The organism is Vibrio sp. 10N.261.51.C6 (genome assembly GCF_041471785.1).
Classification (GTDB): Bacteria; Pseudomonadota; Gammaproteobacteria; order Enterobacterales; family Vibrionaceae; genus Vibrio; species Vibrio crassostreae_C.
Window position 1 is genome coordinate 1 of record NZ_JBFRPB010000073.1, and the last position, 18256, is coordinate 18256.

Annotated in this window: 13 protein-coding genes; 9 read left to right on the forward strand and 4 right to left on the reverse strand. The window is 44.4% G+C overall.

Going from position 1 to position 18256, the window contains the following annotated elements:
- Positions 1 to 120 precede the first annotated feature (120 nt).
- From pepT to AB4375_RS19330, 3 genes are all read left to right on the forward strand, one after another.
- Complete coding sequence (gene pepT / locus AB4375_RS19320) at positions 121 to 1353, forward strand: peptidase T (RefSeq protein WP_372052337.1); 1233 nt, start codon at positions 121 to 123, stop codon at positions 1351 to 1353.
- Between the two features lie 77 nt (positions 1354 to 1430).
- On the forward strand, positions 1431 to 1898 hold the full coding sequence (locus AB4375_RS19325) for a DM13 domain-containing protein (protein WP_372052339.1): 468 nt from the start codon (positions 1431 to 1433) through the stop codon (positions 1896 to 1898).
- A 136-nt stretch (positions 1899 to 2034) separates the two neighbouring features.
- Positions 2035 to 2877 carry a mechanosensitive ion channel family protein gene (locus AB4375_RS19330; RefSeq protein WP_136982563.1) on the forward strand — a complete coding sequence of 281 codons (843 nt, stop codon included), beginning with the start codon at positions 2035 to 2037 and terminating at the stop codon, positions 2875 to 2877.
- An 86-nt stretch (positions 2878 to 2963) separates the two neighbouring features.
- Here AB4375_RS19330 and AB4375_RS19335 read toward each other — a convergent pair whose 3' ends face one another.
- Positions 2964 to 3407 carry a dCMP deaminase family protein gene (locus tag AB4375_RS19335; RefSeq protein ID WP_017059490.1) on the reverse strand — a complete coding sequence of 148 codons (444 nt, stop codon included), beginning with the start codon at positions 3405 to 3407 and terminating at the stop codon, positions 2964 to 2966.
- 259 nt (positions 3408 to 3666) lie between these two features.
- On the opposite strand from AB4375_RS19335, the gene AB4375_RS19340 reads away from it, so the two are divergent.
- The 3 genes from AB4375_RS19340 to AB4375_RS19350 all read left to right on the forward strand — a co-directional run bounded on the left by AB4375_RS19340 (position 3667) and on the right by AB4375_RS19350 (position 8988).
- Positions 3667 to 4803: an efflux RND transporter periplasmic adaptor subunit gene (locus AB4375_RS19340; protein WP_017067488.1), complete on the forward strand. Its 1137-nt coding sequence runs from the start codon at positions 3667 to 3669 to the stop codon at positions 4801 to 4803.
- 11 nt (positions 4804 to 4814) lie between these two features.
- Complete coding sequence (locus tag AB4375_RS19345; protein ID WP_372052341.1) at positions 4815 to 7967, forward strand: efflux RND transporter permease subunit; 3153 nt, start codon at positions 4815 to 4817, stop codon at positions 7965 to 7967.
- Between the two features lie 334 nt (positions 7968 to 8301).
- Entirely contained in the window at positions 8302 to 8988 is a 687-nt protein-coding gene (locus AB4375_RS19350; protein ID WP_017071609.1) for a MaoC family dehydratase, read from the forward strand.
- A gap of 91 nt (positions 8989 to 9079) precedes the next feature.
- On the opposite strand, the gene AB4375_RS19355 is transcribed toward AB4375_RS19350, so the two are convergent.
- The gene (locus AB4375_RS19355) at positions 9080 to 9895 is read right to left on the reverse strand and encodes a phosphate ABC transporter substrate-binding protein (RefSeq protein WP_017068410.1); all 816 of its coding nucleotides are present in this window, start codon (positions 9893 to 9895) and stop codon (positions 9080 to 9082) included.
- Positions 9896 to 10148: 253 nt separating this feature from the next.
- Between AB4375_RS19355 and AB4375_RS19360 the strand changes: the two genes are divergently transcribed.
- The gene (locus tag AB4375_RS19360; protein ID WP_017068411.1) at positions 10149 to 10511 is read left to right on the forward strand and encodes a DUF3024 domain-containing protein; all 363 of its coding nucleotides are present in this window, start codon (positions 10149 to 10151) and stop codon (positions 10509 to 10511) included.
- A 184-nt stretch (positions 10512 to 10695) separates the two neighbouring features.
- Here the strand turns inward: AB4375_RS19360 and AB4375_RS19365 are convergent, their stop codons facing one another.
- Entirely contained in the window at positions 10696 to 11526 is an 831-nt protein-coding gene (locus AB4375_RS19365; protein WP_017064362.1) for an AraC family transcriptional regulator, read from the reverse strand.
- 214 nt (positions 11527 to 11740) lie between these two features.
- Complete coding sequence (rnb, locus tag AB4375_RS19370) at positions 11741 to 13747, reverse strand: exoribonuclease II (RefSeq protein WP_017059497.1); 2007 nt, start codon at positions 13745 to 13747, stop codon at positions 11741 to 11743.
- Positions 13748 to 14056: 309 nt separating this feature from the next.
- On the opposite strand from rnb, the gene AB4375_RS19375 reads away from it, so the two are divergent.
- Positions 14057 to 16111, forward strand: coding sequence for a DEAD/DEAH box helicase (locus AB4375_RS19375; RefSeq protein ID WP_081325153.1), 2055 nt, complete (start codon positions 14057 to 14059; stop codon positions 16109 to 16111).
- Positions 16112 to 16854: 743 nt separating this feature from the next.
- Complete coding sequence (locus AB4375_RS19380) at positions 16855 to 18048, forward strand: acetate/propionate family kinase (protein ID WP_104216294.1); 1194 nt, start codon at positions 16855 to 16857, stop codon at positions 18046 to 18048.
- The last annotated feature ends 208 nt before the right edge of the window (positions 18049 to 18256 follow it).

Here is an 18256-nt window from a genome sequence, read left to right on the forward strand (position 1 = left end):
ACCTCCCTCGGTAATCACACGCTGCTGACTCTGTGTTCGTATTTTTCTAAAAATACATCATTTATTTACGTTAATAATTAAGTCAGTAAATCAATTACTTAATCCATGGTGAGATAAATTATGGAAAAGCTTGTAGAACGTTTTCTGAATTACGTTACTTTTGATACCAAATCCGATCCTTCTAATCAGCAGTGCCCAAGTTCACCGGGTCAAATCACCTTTGCTGAAGCCTTAAAGTCAGAATTGATCGCATTAGAGTTAGTTGATGTGTCTTTAGATGAGAATGGATATTTGATGGCAAAACTGCCGTCGAACGTCGATTACCCAGTACCTGCGATTGGCTTTGTGGCGCACATGGATACCGCTCCTGACGCATCAGGCGCCAATGTGAAACCACAAGTGATTAAAGATTACCGAGGTGGAACGATTGAATTAGGGGAAAGTGGCGAGAGCTTAAACCCAAGCCAGTACCCAGATCTTGATTCTTTACATGGTCACGACCTGATTACGACTGACGGCACAACTCTGCTTGGTGCCGACAACAAAGCGGGTATCGCTGAAATCATCAGCGCGATTGCTTACCTGAAAGCGAATCCAGACATCAAACACGGCGACATCTGCATTGGTTTCACGCCGGATGAAGAGATTGGTCGCGGTGCGAACCTGTTTGACGTTGAAAAATTTGGCGCCGAGTGGGCGTACACCATCGATGGTGGCCCAGTAGGGGAGTTGGAATTTGAGAACTTCAATGCCACGAGCGCTGATGTTATCTGTCATGGCGTGAACGTTCACCCGGGAACCGCAAAAGGTAAAATGGTGAACTCGATGAACATTGCAGCGCAATTCCAATTGATGATGCCTGCGCAAGAAACACCTGAGTGCACAGAAGGTTATGAAGGTTTTTACCACCTGAAATCGACTGAAATGGGTGTGGCTCGCTCTGAGCTGGGTTACATCATCCGTGATTTTGAACGTGAGGGTGTAGAAGCACGTAAGGCATTCATGCAACAGAAAGTCGATGAGCTGAATGAGCGCCTTGAGAAAGGCCGTGTTGAGCTGGTGCTAACCGATAGCTACTTCAACATGAAAGAGATGGTTGAACCGCATCAACATATTATTGAATTGGCCAAGCAGGCGATGATTGAGTGCAATGTCGAGCCAATGGTTAAACCAATCCGAGGTGGTACAGACGGTGCTCGTTTATCTTTCATGGGGCTACCATGTCCGAATATCTTTACTGGTGGCTACAACTTCCACGGTATTCATGAGTTCATTACCATTCAAGGCATGGAACAGGCGGTTAAAGTGATTGTTGAACTGTCACAACGCACAGCCGTTCACTACCAAAAATAGCGGCCTTTAGCACGATATCTCTTTGCTTTTTTTGAGAGTATTCAATAATACTCTCTTTAAGCATAAGGGAGTACGCAATGAAAAAGTTAGTTTTACTTTGCACCCACTTAGCCGTGGGTGCTTTTGGTTTTGGGCTGGGTGTTTACGCATTACCTATCTTGATTGAGCCTGATTCTCCTTCCTCAAGTTCTGTTGAAGCGATCAGTGAGCAGGCTATCTACACGGGTGAGTTCACTAAAGATCGACAAGACAGTGACTTCTTGCACTGGGGAGAAGGCATCGTCTCAGTATCCGAAAGTGCGATCGCTTTTGAAGGTGAATTGGCGCCGGGGCCTGATTACAAGGTCTACCTCTCACCTAAGTTCATTGAAACCGAGCAAGCTTTCAATGACAGCAAGAGCGAGTTACTGAGAGTCGGAGATGTGAAAACATTCGACCGTTTTATGGTTGAGCTTCCCGAAGGTACTGATCTTAATCGATTTAATACGGTTGTGATTTGGTGTGAAACTTTTGGTCAATTTATTACTTCTGCCAAGATAAAATGATAGCCTTAGCTAGGCTAATACCAGATTGTAAACGAGCGCTCAGGAGTTGAGCGCTTTTTCATAGAAAAGATATTAGCGGCTTTCTTGTAGAGCTAACCGTTGTAAAGCTAACTGTTGTAATGCTAAGGAATAAGTAATGGAAAAGTTGTGGCAAGTAATTGATTTTCTACTCGCTCATAAGTTTATTTTTAGTGCGTTGATTATCACTATTATTTTAATCATTCGCCGAATCACCTTATCTCAAATAAGAGGTGATGTTGCTTTCCTTAGTGAAGACCAACGTAACTGGATGTCACGAACCAAAAACGGCACATTCGCGATTATTGTTGTGACGTTATTTGTGCTGTGGAAATCCGAAATCAGCGAGTTTGCGCTATCTGTCACGGCCATTGCTGTTGCGATAGTAGTGGCTTCAAAAGAGATCATTTTGTGTTTCACCGGTTCTATTCAGCGTGCGAGTTCTCGTTCATTTAGAATTGGCGACTGGATCGAAGTGGGTAAAATCAGCGGTGAAGTGATTGAGCACAATCTGATGGCGACCGTGATTCAAGAAATCGATTTGTATCATGGGCAATATCACTTCACTGGCAAGACAGCCACGCTGCCTAATAGCATGTTCTTCACTTATCCAGTTAAGAACCTCAACTTCATGAAGCGTTATGTTTATCATAACTTTTTTGTGACGGTGAAAGACTTTGTAAACCTATACCCTATGCTGTCGGGTCTTATTGTGAAAATTGAAGAGCATTGCGAAGAGTTTATCGATGTTGCTCGCCGTTACAACGGTGTGATCGAAAAGCACGCTGGTGTTGACCTTCCGGGTTCTGAGCCTCACATCCATATCACAAGCAGTTCGACAGGTGAGCAAGAAGTCCATTTTATGATTTTCTGTCCAACCGAGAAGGCGGTTCATCTAGAGCAAGAGATTCGTAAAGATTTCATGGAAGCATACGCTGAAGCATTTCCTGTCAGTGCTTAATCCTGCAGTCCGCTGAGCCCCAAACAAAAGAAAGCCGAGAGCGATAATATCGACTCTCGGCTTTTTTGTTCTAACTATCTGTTCGTTTAATCTAGGTCAGCCAGTGGCAACCAATCGACTTTTACGCCTGCTTGTTCAAACATATCTTGGCTCACTTTGATTTTGTCTCCCCAGCGAGAAAGAAAGTCTTCACTTTGCTCTGGGCAGTGAACCGCAGAAATACCGGTTTGGATGATTTTCGCTGCGCAGTTTGGGCAAGGGAAGTGAGTCACCCAGATTTCACAGCTGTCCAAATCACGCTTGGCGAATAAGATCGCATTTTCTTCAGCGTGAAGTGTCTTGAGGTACTTCATCTCTCTGTCATCAGTATCCGCACTATCAGACACGCCATGTGGGTAGCCATTAAAACCAACAGAAACAATGCGGTTGTGCTTAGTGATTACGGCGCCGACTTGAGTTGAAGGATCTTTACTCCAAGAACCGACCAATTCCGCCATTTGATAGAAACGTTTAGCCCATTTTGAAATCATGAGAATTCCTTAACAATTAAATGTGAATGCTTATCTGTCTGACAATACATTATGTTAGACAATATCCATAGAGAACAAAAGCTGAGAGATTGATTTACTTAGGAATTGTAGCGTGTTTGTAATCACTTTATAAGCACTTGGTTTCAATTAACATATTGATACACTTTGGCCAGTTATAATTGATATTCCTCGGACATTTGAAGCAATTGTGTTACGTAACTTTTATGCTGTTCAATTTCTCATAAGTGACGGTATAACCATGCGTAAAAAGTTAATCCTTACGGCTCTTGCAAGCTCTCTTATTCTTGCTGGATGTGGGCAAGATGCTCAGAATGCCAAGCAAGCGCCTTTACCTCTCGTAGCTGTACAGGATGTTAGCGTCGTTTCTCACCAACAAAGTAAGTCGTACATCGGTCGTATTGAAGCCGTTGAAGACACGGCAATTACTGCACAAGTTTCTGGCTACCTGCAAAGCCGCCATTTCAAAGAAGGCCAAATGGTCGAGAAGGGGCAATTGCTTTACTCAATTGAGCCTTCATCATTTGAAGCAGAAGTAGCAAGCGCGAAAGCGGCTGTTGCTCAAGCGAATGCCAACCTTAAAAAAGCCGAACTTGATTTCAATCGTGGTAAGAACCTACTTCCTAAGGGCAGTATTTCTCAATCTGAATTTGATGCATTAACGGCAAACCTATTAGGTTCTCAAGCACAGTTAGAAGCAAGCCAAGCTCAGTTAAACGCCGCGAATGTCCAACTTTCTCACACCAAAATTATCGCGCCTTTCTCTGGAAGAATCAGTGACACTAAAGTAAGTAAAGGTGACCTAGTTTCACCGTCTTCAGGTGTTCTGACAACTTTGGTTAGCCTAGACCCAATCCATGCATCGTTCAGCATCAGTGAGCGTGAGCGTATTGAGTTAGGTATGGACCGAATTGAAGGTGACGGCAGCAGCGATTCTGATCGTGTTGAAGTGCAAATCATGCTTGAAAATGGCGAAGCATTCGAACATCTAGGTCAGCTCGATTTCTTGGGCAACCGTATCAACCTAAACACTGGTACGATCGCGATGCGCGCTATTGCCGATAACCCAGACCAGCAATTGCTTCCTGGTCAGCACGTTCGTGTTGATCTGCGTGAGAAGCAATCTATTGATGTCGTAACCATTCCTCGCCGCGCGGTTCAAACCGACCTTGAAGGCGACTTTGTTATGGTGTTAGTTGAAGGCGAAGCTGCTCCTGTGGCTGAGCGTAGAAACATCGAAATGGGTCGTCAGGTTGAAGGTGGTGTGATTGTTCATTCTGGATTAGAGAAAAACGACGCAGTCATCACTCAAGGCCTACAGCGTGTACGTAATGGTATGTCTGTTCGTATTCAAGCTTCTGCTGAACAAGCTGAGTAAGGGGACTATTTATGTTAAGTCGTTTCTTTATTCAAAGGCCTAAGTTCGCCCTTGTTATATCCATAATCTTAACGCTGGCGGGTGCGATTTCTCTCGCTATCTTGCCAGTGGCTGAATATCCAAAAATTAGTCCACCGTCGGTCAGTGTGTCGGCATTCTACACGGGCGCAAGTGCTGAAGTGGTGGAACAGGCGATAGCCGACCCCATAGAAACGTCGGTTAACGGCGTTGAAGATATGATCTACATGTCTTCTAAAAGCGCTAACGATGGTTCATACAACCTTAATGTGACCTTTGATGTCGGTACTGATGCTGATATGGCTCAGGTCAACGTGCAGAACCGTGTTGCTCAGATCGAATCGAAACTTCCACAAGAAGTAAGAATGGTGGGTGTAACGGTCAAGAAGCGTTCTCCTGACTTGCTGATGGTATTGAACTTCTATTCGCCAAACGGTGAGTACGACGATCAATTCTTGATCAACTACCTTAACCTAAACATTAAAGACCAACTGGCTCGTGTGAAGGGCATCAGTGAAGTTAACGTGTTGGGTGGTGGTGAATACGCGATGCGTGTTTGGTTAGATCCTGAGAAAATGGCTAACCTCAATATCACCACTTCAGACGTGAATCGCGCGTTGGCAGAGCAGAACGTTCAAGTTGCTGCAGGCCGTATTGGTGCTGCACCTTATAACAACGCACAAGAAGTGCAGTTCAACTTGGTAACAAAAGGCCGATTAGAAACAGCTGATGAGTTTGAAAATGTTGTTCTTCGTGCAACTCAAGACGGTTCAACGGTTTACTTAAAAGACATTGCACGTGTTGAGCTTGGTAAAAAGTTCTACGACGGTAATGGTAAATACCGTGGTCAAGATGCGTCGATCGTAACGCTGTCACTTCAATCAGACGCTAACGCGCTGGAAAGTGGCAAAGCTGTGATGGCGATGCTGGAAAACTTAAGCAAGAACTTCCCAGAAGGCGTGGCGTATGAAGCAAGTTACGACACTACACTGTTTGTTGCTGAGTCGATCAAAGGGGTAGTAAAGACCTTAATCGAAGCCATCTTGCTGGTTATTGCGGTAACGTACCTGTTCTTGGGTAGTGCGCGTGCAACCTTGATTCCTGTAGTTGCGATTCCGGTATCTTTGATTGGTACGTTTGCCATCATGCAGATGACGGGTTTCACCATCAACACGGTAACCCTGTTTGGTTTGATACTAGCGATTGGTATCGTAGTAGATGATGCGATCTTGGTTATCGAGAACGTTGATACCACAATGGCTAAAGACCCAACCATTTCACCGCGTAAAGCCACGCTTATTGCGATGAAAGAAGTAACGGGGCCGATCATTACGTCGACCTTGGTTCTACTTGCGGTATTCATCCCTGTTGCAATGCTTCCTGGTATTACTGGCATCATGTACCGTCAGTTCGCTCTGACTATCTGTATCGCGGTTGTTATCTCTTCAATTAACGCATTAACGCTATCACCTGCATTGTGTTCACTGGTTCTTAAGCAGGGTGGTGGTAACACGGCGCGTTGGTACCAAGCATTTAACCGTGGTCTAGAGTCTGTTACTAACAAATACGGTCAAGTGGCTGGCTTCTTAGTTAAGAAAGGCGTTCTGCTGTTCACTTTCTTCTTTGTGGCTTTGGCGGCTGTGACTTATTTTGCGAAGACAACGTCTACGGCGTTTGTACCTCAAGAAGATAAAGGCATTTTGCTGGTTAACGTTCAGCTTCCTGACGCGGCATCCTTGTCTCGAACCGAAGAAGTGACTAAGCAGCTGCTTGAAATGGTTGAACAAGAGCCGGGTGTTGATGGCGTAACACTGGTTAACGGCTACGCATTTATGACGGGCGCTTCTGCGTCGAATGGTGCGTCAATGTTCATCAAGCTTCACGATTGGGACATGCGTAATGCACTGGATGGTCAACACTCTGCTCAGGCTATCTCACAGCGTATTAATGGTCGTGCTGCGACTGAACTTCCTCAAGCTGTCGTGTTTGCGATGGGGCCTCCAGCAGTACCGGGTATGGGTGCAGCGTCTGGTTTTGAATTCGTTCTTGAAGATACATTAGGTCGTAGCCGAACTGATCTAGCGATGGTTATGAATGACGTGATTGCAGAGGCCGCTAAACAGCCCGAGATTTCACATACATTCAGTACCTTCCGTGCCAATGTACCGCACTACTATGTCGACATTGACCGTGAGAAAGCGCAGCAACTTGGTATTCCGTTGTCGGAAATCTTCCAAACACTACAAGGTAACTTAGGTTCTCTGTACGTGAATGATTTCACCATGTTTGGTAAAAACTTCCGCGTAACCATGCAAGCTGACAGTGAACACCGTAGCAGCATGGATGACCTACAACGATTCCACGTTCGTTCGTCTAATGGCGAGATGATCCCGTTAAGCACATTGGTGACTTACGACCAGATCTTCGAACCAGATGTAGCATGGCGTTACAACATGTACCGCAGTGCCGTGATTCAAGGTCAACCTGCAGAAGGTTACTCAAGTGGTGATGCGATTGCGGCAATGGAACGCGTAGCTGCAGAAGTATTGCCTCAGGGGTATCAGTACGAATGGACAGGCATGGCTTACCAAGAAGTACTAGCAGGTAACCAAGCGATCTTTGCTTTCGCACTGGCTCTGATCTTCATCTACCTGTTTATGGTGGCTCAATACGAGAGTTGGACAATTCCGATTGCGATTATCCTCGTGGTACCTGTCGCAACCTTAGGCTCCTTCTTGGCATTGAATCTAACGGGCACTCCGCTGAACCTTTATGCACAAATAGGTTTGGTTCTCTTGATAGCCTTGGCCGCGAAGAACGCAATCTTGATTGTGGAATTCGCAAAGGTTGAGCGTGAAGAGAAAGACGCACCGATTGAAGATGCGGCGGTGAAGGGCGGTACTTTACGTTTCCGTGCTGTGAACATGACGTCTTGGTCGTTCATCTTAGGTATCTTCCCGCTTATCTTTGCTGCGGGCGCAGGTCACGTGAGTCAGAACTCTTTGGGTATTTCACTGATCGGCGGCCTGTTATGTGTATTACTGGCGGGTACGTTCCTAATCCCTGGCTTCTACGCATTCGTGCAACGTAAGCGTGAGAAAGCACACGGTGGTAATACCAAGCTGGTTCCGCTTGATGACGAATAGAGGATTGAGTGTCTTGTAAGATTCGTCTCTTACAAGACCAACCCTCGGAAAACTAATTCCTTGTAAAAACTAAGGTTTAGCATTGCGCTAAGCCTTTTTTTATTCCACTTATGAATAAAAACGCCTTTTATATAAACAAATGTTTGTCATGTGATAGAGCTAACACTCTAATTTGGGTTTTGTAATAAAATGATGTTTTATTGGTAAGTATATGTTTAATTTGATTTTAACAAGGTTCAGCTAACGGTTGTATGCTCGAAAACATTTGCACAATAGTGTGAAGTGTTTCAAAATTACGAAGTTATATTGAAATTTTTTGTGCATTGAGGTTCTTATGAAAGTCATTGATTTATTTAAACACCGAGGCGATAGCATGTCTTCGCAACACTCAGAGTTTATGCAATGGATGTCTCCAGCTCTTAGAGATTACTGGGGCGACTTTCTTAATCGTACGCAAAATAGACATTTCTTTGCGTGGGTTCGTGATCACCACAAACCTGCTGTCAATGAAGATGCACCAGAGATGCCGGTGGAACAGCCGATCGTACTTAAGCCAGAAGCACAACTTGTGTTTGATGAGCTTAATCAACAGATCGGTGAAGTCATCCATACTGGCGACTGGATCAACGTAAGTCAAGACCGTATTAACCAGTTCGGCCTTGTTACTGAAGATATGCAGTGGATTCACACTGAGCCTGAAAAAGCGGAAACAGACTCTCCGTTCAAAACAACCATCGCACATGGTTTTTTAACTTTATCTCTGCTTCCTCGATTGACTGACAGTGTTGACCCTGACAAGTCTCAATTCCCAACAGCGAAGATGGTCGTAAACATTGGTCTTAACCAAGTACGTTTCCCATACCCTGTTAAATCGGGCAGTAATGTTCGTGCTAAAAGTACGCTAACAAAAGTAACGCCAATTAAGAAAGGCCTAGAGATTGAACGCGAAATTCGCGTCGAAATCGAAGGTATTCGTCGTCCTGGCGCTGTGATCGTTTCAGTGATTCAACTTCACTTCTAAGTGGTTTGTAAAGAAGCGATTTATAAAGATTCAAAAAAAGAGAGAGCATAGTGCTCTCTCTTTTTGTTTACATTAGATAAAACTATCCCACTTATTTAATGCGAGTGTAGCCGTACTCTTCGATAAGTTCTTGCCCTTGCTTTGACTTCACGAACTTGATGAAGTCTTTGCTCTCGTCAGAAACTGAGTCTGTCTTGTGCAGCAACAAGAATGGGCGAGCCAATTCATAGCTGTGGTTAGCAATGTTCTTAGATGTTGGCTCTACGCCTTCAAATGTAATTGCTTTAATCGAACGGTCGATTGAACCAACAGAGATAAAACCAATCGCGTGTGGGTTATGGTTAACAATCGTTTTAACCATGCTGTTGCTGTTTACAACCAAGTTATTTGGGTTGATGTCAGACACTAGACGGTCATTAATGATCTTCGTTAAACCAAGCAAACTTTCGAAGCTATAGCGTGAGCCAGAAGACGCTTCGCGAGTGACAACTGCGATAGGCTGATCTGCGCCACCCACAGCTTTCCAGTTCGTGATTTTGCCTTTGTAGATATCGAACAGCTGCTCACGTGTAACGTTGCTTACAGCGTTTGATCGGTTAGTTACTACAGCTAGGCCGTCAAAGGCAATTGGAAATACCTTCAACTTCTCGTCTTGTTCGCGGTCGGTTAAATAACGCGAGCTCATACCGATGTCAGAGACACCTTTATTAACCATGGTAATACCTGCTGTAGAACCAATGCCCTGAACCGCAATATAGTTATCAGGGTGAGTCTTGTTGTACTCCTCAGCTAATACATCCATCACTCGTGATACTGAAGTGGAGCCCGAAATAGTGGTTTCTTGTGCTAAAGCAGCATGAGAAGACAGGGCTAAGGATAAAAGAGAGGCAAGCGCGACTCGTAACATAAACAACTCCTAGTTAATAACATTTGTCGCATATGATAGGTCGGTTATATGACACTTTTGTGAAATTCCATACTCTCGATGTATAGCTGTTCGCTTGATGAGTCGTAGCTTTCTGGGTTTCCGAAAGCAAGATTCGTTTCTGGGAGCAGGGCAGGTATTTTGATTACGCTTGTTCGCTAAAATGTTTGTTGAGTCCTAAGCTAAGTAGAGGAATTCACTACTTAGAAGTTTCTATGAAGTTACAAGGGGTGTTATGTCCGTCATTCATATCGAGCTGAATCGTCTTTTAATTGGGGCCGAGAGGCTCTGTATATCTCGAAATCGAAGTTTACCTGTCGAGCTAGGCAAATCCCTATATGAAGAGTGTGAGGGTGGTGTGCTGTTTTCTCAGGCGCATTATCTACTCGACTCATCTCACAGTGATTATACAAACGAGATCGTCTGCGTGACTTTTGATGAGTCGCTGTCTTGTTGGTTAGTGATGGTGCCGCTTGAAGGGGATGTCGAAACCGACTCTGTGAATTGGGGGCCGTATCCGTACCTTCCTAAATCGAAGGATCTTGATGCTATTTTGGCGGAAATAGAAAAAGACCCTAAATCGTACTTCTGGTCATAGTCACTCTGTTTTCACGTTTGCTGGTGGCCTGCTCGCAAAGCTGAATCAATGAGTATCAAAACTCAACCACTGAATCCCAAAGCCAAATCATCTCATCCCACACCCAAGTGGCTTAATATTGAAGCCACTTGGTTTACACCAGTTCCCAACTAAGACGTCCACATCAATCTATCGCTTTGTTTCTTTAAACTTGCGGCTTTACGCTCTGCAGTTGCGCTTGTGCCACTAGCGATCGGAAGTCTTTTGGTGTTTTTCCGTGATACGTTTTAAAGGCCGTGCTGAAGTGAGCGGCACTTTTAAAGCCTGACTCATACGCGATTTGAGTGATCGACTTATCCGATGTTCTTAGCTGAGTGGCTGCATGAGCAATACGTTTTATCTTTAATAAGTTTGAGAACGACAGATCTTCAGCCGATAAGCGACGTTTAAGCGTAGCCGGTGACATTCCCATGTAACTGGCGAGCGTATCCAAAGAGATATTGTTTTCAATGTTTTGCTCGATGTAATGAATGACTCTTTGGGTCACGGTTAACCTTGAAGCTCGAGCAATAATAGCCAATAGAGCTGGGTACTGTTCCACCATCAAAGACAGCAAACTTAAGCCTAATTGAGTGAGTGCGTAGTCATTCTGAGAAGAAGAGTTGGCCAGTGACATGATGAGATCTTTCAACTGACAGAGCTCAGTATCCGTTTGATTGAACTTAATGTACTTGTCTGGGATTCGAGCGGACTCTAAATCGCTGAACTGATTAATGAACTTTTGAAAGATAGCCAAATCAAAATCTAAGCAGGTTGCGCTGAATTCGCCATTTTCAGTGTTAACCGTGATGTCTTTAATCTGACCAGAATTGTAAAGGGTGAAATCTCCCGCTTGCAACGAGGCTTGAGTACCATTGGGCAACACAAAAGAAATGCTGCCTTTCGACACTATAAAGATACCGTTTTTAGAGGCAGGATAACGTTCTCGTCTCCTGGGAATGAAGTTTCTGAACTGAGTAACTGTGATTGATGACATAGTGAGCTTCTTTGACGTTGTAAATTGATTGCTTATTGATTGCTTATTGATTGTTTTTTTTAAGTATTGTTTAAGCATGAGACATTTACAAAAAAGGCGCTAATAATTAGCGCCTTTAGAAGTGAACCTTTGAAGCTTTTGACCTTGATAGCTTTGACCTTGATAGCTTTGACCTTGAAAGCCGTAACCTTGAAAGTTGTAGCTGTTAAATCCTTTAAGCTTCGGTTTCGTTTGTCGTTTCAGGCTCGCTAGGCAAGTCCGCAAATACTTGAGTAGGTTTTGCTACTAAGTTACGGTTTTCCTGATTAACTTCAGAGAGAACTACTTCTAAAACGTCTCCCAGTTTGTATACCATTTCTTTATCGATAGATACAGTACCCATATCACCGTTGCACTCTATTCTTTCTTTATTATTAAGAATGAGAGATCCAGGGATAAATGCAGCAGCACCATTTTCAAGTAAACGTACACGCATACCTGCACGGTTAATATCGAAAATCTCAGCTTGGAAACGAGTTTCTTCTGCTGGAGCATTGGCTAGAGTGCGAGCATACAACCAATCGCCAACATTACGTTCAGCCATGCCGTGGTGACGGCGGTGCAGGGCAAGTTCATCACCGATAGTTTCATCTGGTGTTTGAATTGGCGCTTTACCTAAGATGTGTGCTTTAAGCATACGGTGGTTAATCATGTCGCCATATTTACGAATTGGAGAAGTCCAAGTTGCGTAAATATCTAATCCCATCGCGTAGTGCGGTGCAGGCTCATTGCTGATCTCGCTATACGCTTGGAATTTACGAATACGGTTGTCGTAGTAGCTGTTATCTAAAGAACCTAACCAACGACGTAGAGTAGCAAAACCTTCTAGAGAAATGATTTGCTCTTCAGTGAACGGCGTTTCCGCTTGCGGGTTTACCAGTTCAAGAACGTCGGAGATTTTCTCAGCCTTGAAACCAGAATGGCAGTTAAACACACCTTGGTTGAAGCTCTCTTTTAGTACTCGGCCCGCACAGATGTTCGCGCTGATCATTGATTCTTCAACTAGCTTGTTTGCGCTACGGCGCATGTCAGCGTGGATAGCGACAACATCGTTATCTTCGCTCAGTTCAAAGCGGTAGTCAGGGCGATCTGGGAACACAACAGCGTTTGCTGAGCGCCATGCTGAACGTGCTTGAGCAAATTGGTGAAGATCAGAAACAATTGCAGCAATCTCTTCTGATGGTTGCCATTTCTCTGATGCACCTGTTTCTAGCCAGTCTGATACGTTGTCGTAAGCAAGACGAGCATGAGATTTGATGTTTGCAGCGAAGAAGTTAATGTCATCACCGATAACGCCATCTTTAGATACCGTTACTGTGCAGCAAAGTGCAGGACGAACTTCGTTCTCGATCAGTGAACATAGGTTGTCAGCAAGATCACGAGGCAACATTGGGATGTTGCGACCAGGAAGGTAGATAGTGAAACCGCGCTCGCGTGCCACTTTATCCATCGCATCATCTGGAGAGATGTAAGCCGTTGGATCAGCAATTGCGATAGTCAGTTCAAAATCACCGTTCTCTTTCTTCTTCGCGTAAAGCGCGTCATCCATATCTTTTGTGCTTTCGCCATCGATAGTCACAAAAGGGACGTGCGTCATGTCTACACGTTCAAGATCGGCGTCATCGTTGATTAGCCAGTTGTCGATGCCTTCAGGCTCGCTGTTTGGTAGATCGTTTTGTGCCAGCGTTACCCACCAAGGTGCAATCTTGTCGTCAGCGTCTGTGATTTTCTCAGAGATCTGAGCCAAGAAACCATTGTCACCTTTTAATGGGTGTTGAACGATATGAGCAACAACCCAGTCACCTTCTTTAAGCGTTTCAGGGTTTAGACCCTTCATTGCTTTCGCTTTAAGTTGCAGTTTTTTGAGCTGCGGGTGATCAGGAACAACGTTCAATCGGCCTTTGAAAAGCTTAACTCGTGCAATAAAGCGAGTAAGACCTTGTTCAACCAATTCCTCAGGCTCTGCTACTTCGCGCTCTTTTTCTGTGCGAATGATGGCAATCACCTTGTCACCGTGCACACATTTCTTCATGTACGGAGGCGGGATAAAGAAGCTTGTTTTGCTATCAACTTCGAGAAAACCAAAACCTTTTTCAGTGGCTTTGATGGTACCTTCCTTTTTAGGGAGGGTTTCTTGGATTTGCTGCTTGAGCTGAGCGAGTAGAGGATTATCTTGAAACATTTTGACTTTTATCTATCGAGGACAATTGAGCACACTATAATCATTGCGAGGCTTGATTACTACTTAAAGGCGAAGTGAGCGTTAATTAATTGCCCTCTTATTTAACTAGGTCAATTTGCTAGGAGATGGGTGCTGTGACGAGATATTCATCAAGTTTTGACGATATGATAACCAGTATTGATGTAAAAGCGAAAAATATGTGATGTATTTCAATTTTTTCTGGATTTTTTTATGCATTTAGGGAATAATCCGCCTCCCTTAGACGTCCCTAATGGCTTGAAGTGTTTTATTACTGCTTCGTAACTCTGAATGGAATCAGTATCTGATTGGATCAGTATTGGAATTGATAGAGCTCCCGGGACCTTTTGTTTACTTATATATAGTGGGATCCCAATGTCCGAATCTGTAATTCAATTTAATGAATTAGCCCTAAACGATAACATTCTTTCAGCTCTTGATAGCATGGGTTTCGTTTCTCCGACTCCAATCCAAGCAGCAGCTATTCCTCTTCTTCTTGAAGGCCGTGACGCACTAGGTAAAGCACAGACTGGTACTGGTAAAACAGCAGCATTCTCTCTGCCTTTACTTAACAAAATCAACCTGAACCAACACAAACCACAAGCAATCATCATGGCTCCTACTCGTGAGCTAGCGATTCAAGTTGCTGCGGAAATCAAAAACCTTGGCCGTGATATCAAAGGTCTTAAAGTTATTGAAATCTACGGTGGTGCTTCAATTGTTGACCAAATGCGTGCTCTAAGCCGCGGTGCTCACATTGTTGTTGGTACTCCAGGTCGTGTTAAAGACTTACTAACTCGTGACCGTCTACACCTAGATGAAGCACACACATTTGTTCTTGATGAAGCAGATGAAATGCTGAAAATGGGCTTCGTAGATGACGTTACTTGGATCCTAGAGCAAGCTCCAGAATCTGCACAACGTGTACTTTTCTCTGCAACTATGCCTCCAATGGTTAAGACTATTGTTGACCGTTACCTACGTAACCCGGCTAAAGTTGACGTTGCTGGTACTAACCACACAGTTGATAAAGTAGCGCAGAACTTCTGGGTTGTTAAAGGCGTAGAAAAAGACGAAGCAATGTCTCGTCTTCTAGAAACTGAAGAAACTGACGCGTCAATCGTATTCGTACGTACTCGTCAAGACACTGAGCGTCTAGCTGATTGGCTATCTGCACGTGGCTTCAAAGCTGCTGCACTGCACGGTGATATTCCTCAGTCTCTACGTGAGCGTACTGTTGATCACATCAAACAAGGTGTTATCGACATCCTAGTTGCAACTGACGTTGTAGCTCGTGGTCTTGATGTTCCACGTATCACTCACGTATTCAACTACGACATCCCATTCGATGTTGAATCTTACATCCACCGTATTGGTCGTACTGGCCGTGCTGGACGTAAAGGTAAAGCGATCCTACTAGTTCGCACTAACCAAATTCGCATGCTTCGCACAATCGAGCGCGTAACTAAGTCTCAAATGGAAGAAATTCAACTTCCTCTACGTGACCAAGTTGCTGCTGCACGTGTTGCTAAGCTTGGCGCTGAACTTGAAACTGAGAAAGAAAGCAAAGCACTAGAAAACTTTGCAGGTCTTATCTCTACTCTTCAAGAGTCTCTAGAAGTTGATGCTGCTACTCTAGCTGCAATGCTTCTTAAGCGTCAGCAAGGTAAGAGCCCACTATTCTACGTTGGCGAAGACCCAATGATCGCTGCTATTGAGCGTGATAAGAACCGTCGCAAAGAGCGTCGTGAAGATCGTGACAACGGCCGTGACGGTGGTGGTCGCAACTTCAATACTCAAGATTGGGATACTTACCAACTACAAGTTGGCCGTGAGCAAGGCGTTCAGGTTAAAGACATCGTTGGCGCACTAGCAAACGAACTTGGCCTAACTAAAGGTTCTATCGGTGCTATCAAGCTAGACCAAGGTTCTACTTACGTTCAACTGCCAAAAGCAATGAACTCTGAAACTGCTGGTAAGCTAAGCAAACTTCGCATTCGTCAAAAAGAAGCTGGCGCTGTAGTTGTTGATTTCAATGACTTCCGTGAGCCTCGTCGTGGCGGCGGCGGTCGTGATGGCAACCGTGGTGGCAACCGTGGCGGTCGTGATGGTGGCGGCTACCGTGGTAACCGTGAAGGCGGCAACCGCGAAGGCGGTCGTGGTGGATACCGTGGCAACCGTGATGGTGCTCGCGATGGTAACTCTGCTGGCGGACGTGATGGCGAACGTCGTTTCGACCGTAACCGTGGTGGCGATCACCGTGGTAACTTCCGTGGCGAACGTGGCCATGGTAACGGCAATGGCGGTGGTAACCGTGGTCGTCGTCCAGAGCGCAACGAAGGTTAATCAACCTGTCGCTTAGACGCTTTAGGTCTAGACACTGAATTTAAAAGCCGAGCGTAATGCTCGGCTTTTTTGTGCCTGTTATTTGAACTTAAGCTTTGGTTGGCTCGATATTCGTAGCTAACTTACTTTAATCAAGCTTCGTTCCTGTAACTATGCTTCGTCCATGAAACTAAGCATCGCGCCTAGAACGAATGTTAGTGCCAAAACTTAGCTGTATCGCGTTCTAAGCCTATACCAAAAGAACGTGCTACAAGATGCTGAAACAAAGAGTGAAGGCTATCTAAGCGTCGTTACAGTGCATCTATTCGTAGAGTTGTGCTCGAAGGCAATCAAAATAAGATCAGATCACTATTCTCAACTTCAGTGAGCTTTTTGATGCAAACACTGAGCAATTGAGAAATCGAGCAAAAAGTTATCGGTAATGATAAGCAGACGACAGGGAAGGGGGGTTGTTTTTCAAGCGGATCACCTGCATTTGTTCGAGTCGCTTTAATTAACTGAATCAAGTTAAAAATAACGTGAGCACTCGTTTGCGTCACCTGTTCATTAATTTTCTTATTCAACTATTTTTTAATTCCGCTCTCGAAATAAATAATTTAATGACCAAGATCAACTTAATTGTGTTCATTTAGTGATTTTTTCAAAACAAAAGTTGAAAGATTCAAAAATTATTGAATAATGGACTTAACTAAAATTGAAGTAAACACTTCATCCAATTCGTACTGAAACAGGATCCATATCCAATGTCTAATTCGTTTGTTCTGGTTATTAACTCGGGTAGTTCATCCCTAAAATTTGCTGTAATCGATTCTGTTTCTGGTGAAGCAGTATTAAGTGGCCTAGGGGAGTGTTTTGGTCTTGAAGATGCTCGTATGAGCTGGAAATTCCAAGGCGAGAAAACTGAAATTGCCATTCAAGGTGAAGATAACCACCACAAAATTGCCATTGGCAAATTGGTTGGCCTGATGGAAGACCTAGGCTTCACGGCTGATATCGTGGCTATCGGTCACCGTATCGTACACGGCGGTGAGAAGTTCACTCAAACGGTTCGCATTACTGAAGAAGTAACGAACGAAATTGAAAGCCTATCTGACCTAGCTCCACTTCATAACCCAGCAGGTGCTATCGGTATCCGTGCTGCAATTGAAGCTTTCCCTTCTCTACCTCAGTTCGCTGTATTTGATACTGCTTTCCACCAAACAATGCCACAACGTGCATTCACTGGTGCAATCGCAAAAGAGCTATACACAGACTTCGGCGTACGTCGTTACGGTTTCCACGGTACGAGCCACTACTTCGTTAGCCGTGAAGCTGCGAAGATGGTTAACAAGCCTATCGAAAAATCTAGCTTTATCTCTGTTCACCTAGGTAATGGCGCATCTGTATGTGCAATCAAAGACGGTAACAGTGTTGATACTTCAATGGGCTTCACACCACTTTCTGGCCTAATGATGGGCACACGTTGTGGTGACCTAGACCCAGGCATCATCGAATACCTACTTAAGAAAGGCTGGTCACAAGAGCAAGTATTTAACTCTCTAAACAAGGAGTCTGGCTTCCTTGGCGTGTCTGGTCTTACGAGCGATGCTCGTGGCATCTTAGAAGCAATGGAAGAGGGCCATGAAGGCGCTAAGCTTGCGTTTGAGGTGTTTACTTACCGCGTATCAAAATACATTGCTTCTTACCTTGCAACGCTAGATTCTTTAGACGGCATCATCTTCACTGGTGGTATCGGTGAGAACTCTCTACCAATTCGTCGTGAGATCTTAAACAACCTTAAGATTCTAGGTTTCGTTGAAGATGTAGCAGGTAACGAATCTGCTCGCTTTGGTGCTGAAGGGATCATCGGTAAGTCTGAAATGCTAAACGCATTAGCAATGGTTATCCCAACCAACGAAGAATTCGTGATCGCCCAGCAGTCGGTTGAACTGCTGTAATTTTTTCAAAAACAGATAGTTAAAAGCGAGCTTATTGCTCGCTTTTTTGATCTTATATGTTGGATAGACCATCGCAAAGCACGCGAATGCCGAGCACTCATCGCTCCCTACATTGACTGCTGCAATTCACTTTTTAGCTCCAAACTAGTGAGGTTAGTGTTGGCTTGTTTATGCCCAGACTTTTCTAAGTGTGATTACCGAGGGAGGT

What these genes read in the sequence shown, in the direction of transcription:
- pepT (WP_372052337.1), top strand. Translation starts at nt 121, where the DNA reads ATGGAAAAGCTTGTAGAACGTTTTCTGAATTACGTTACTTTTGATACC.
- AB4375_RS19325 (WP_372052339.1), top strand. Translation starts at nt 1,431, where the DNA reads ATGAAAAAGTTAGTTTTACTTTGCACCCACTTAGCCGTGGGTGCTTTT.
- AB4375_RS19330 (WP_136982563.1), top strand. Translation starts at nt 2,035, where the DNA reads ATGGAAAAGTTGTGGCAAGTAATTGATTTTCTACTCGCTCATAAGTTT.
- AB4375_RS19335 (WP_017059490.1), bottom strand. Translation starts at nt 3,407, where the DNA reads ATGATTTCAAAATGGGCTAAACGTTTCTATCAAATGGCGGAATTGGTC.
- AB4375_RS19340 (WP_017067488.1), top strand. Translation starts at nt 3,667, where the DNA reads ATGCGTAAAAAGTTAATCCTTACGGCTCTTGCAAGCTCTCTTATTCTT.
- AB4375_RS19345 (WP_372052341.1), top strand. Translation starts at nt 4,815, where the DNA reads ATGTTAAGTCGTTTCTTTATTCAAAGGCCTAAGTTCGCCCTTGTTATA.
- AB4375_RS19350 (WP_017071609.1), top strand. Translation starts at nt 8,302, where the DNA reads ATGAAAGTCATTGATTTATTTAAACACCGAGGCGATAGCATGTCTTCG.
- AB4375_RS19355 (WP_017068410.1), bottom strand. Translation starts at nt 9,895, where the DNA reads ATGTTACGAGTCGCGCTTGCCTCTCTTTTATCCTTAGCCCTGTCTTCT.
- AB4375_RS19360 (WP_017068411.1), top strand. Translation starts at nt 10,149, where the DNA reads ATGTCCGTCATTCATATCGAGCTGAATCGTCTTTTAATTGGGGCCGAG.
- AB4375_RS19365 (WP_017064362.1), bottom strand. Translation starts at nt 11,526, where the DNA reads ATGTCATCAATCACAGTTACTCAGTTCAGAAACTTCATTCCCAGGAGA.
- rnb (WP_017059497.1), bottom strand. Translation starts at nt 13,747, where the DNA reads ATGTTTCAAGATAATCCTCTACTCGCTCAGCTCAAGCAGCAAATCCAA.
- AB4375_RS19375 (WP_081325153.1), top strand. Translation starts at nt 14,057, where the DNA reads ATGGAATCAGTATCTGATTGGATCAGTATTGGAATTGATAGAGCTCCC.
- AB4375_RS19380 (WP_104216294.1), top strand. Translation starts at nt 16,855, where the DNA reads ATGTCTAATTCGTTTGTTCTGGTTATTAACTCGGGTAGTTCATCCCTA.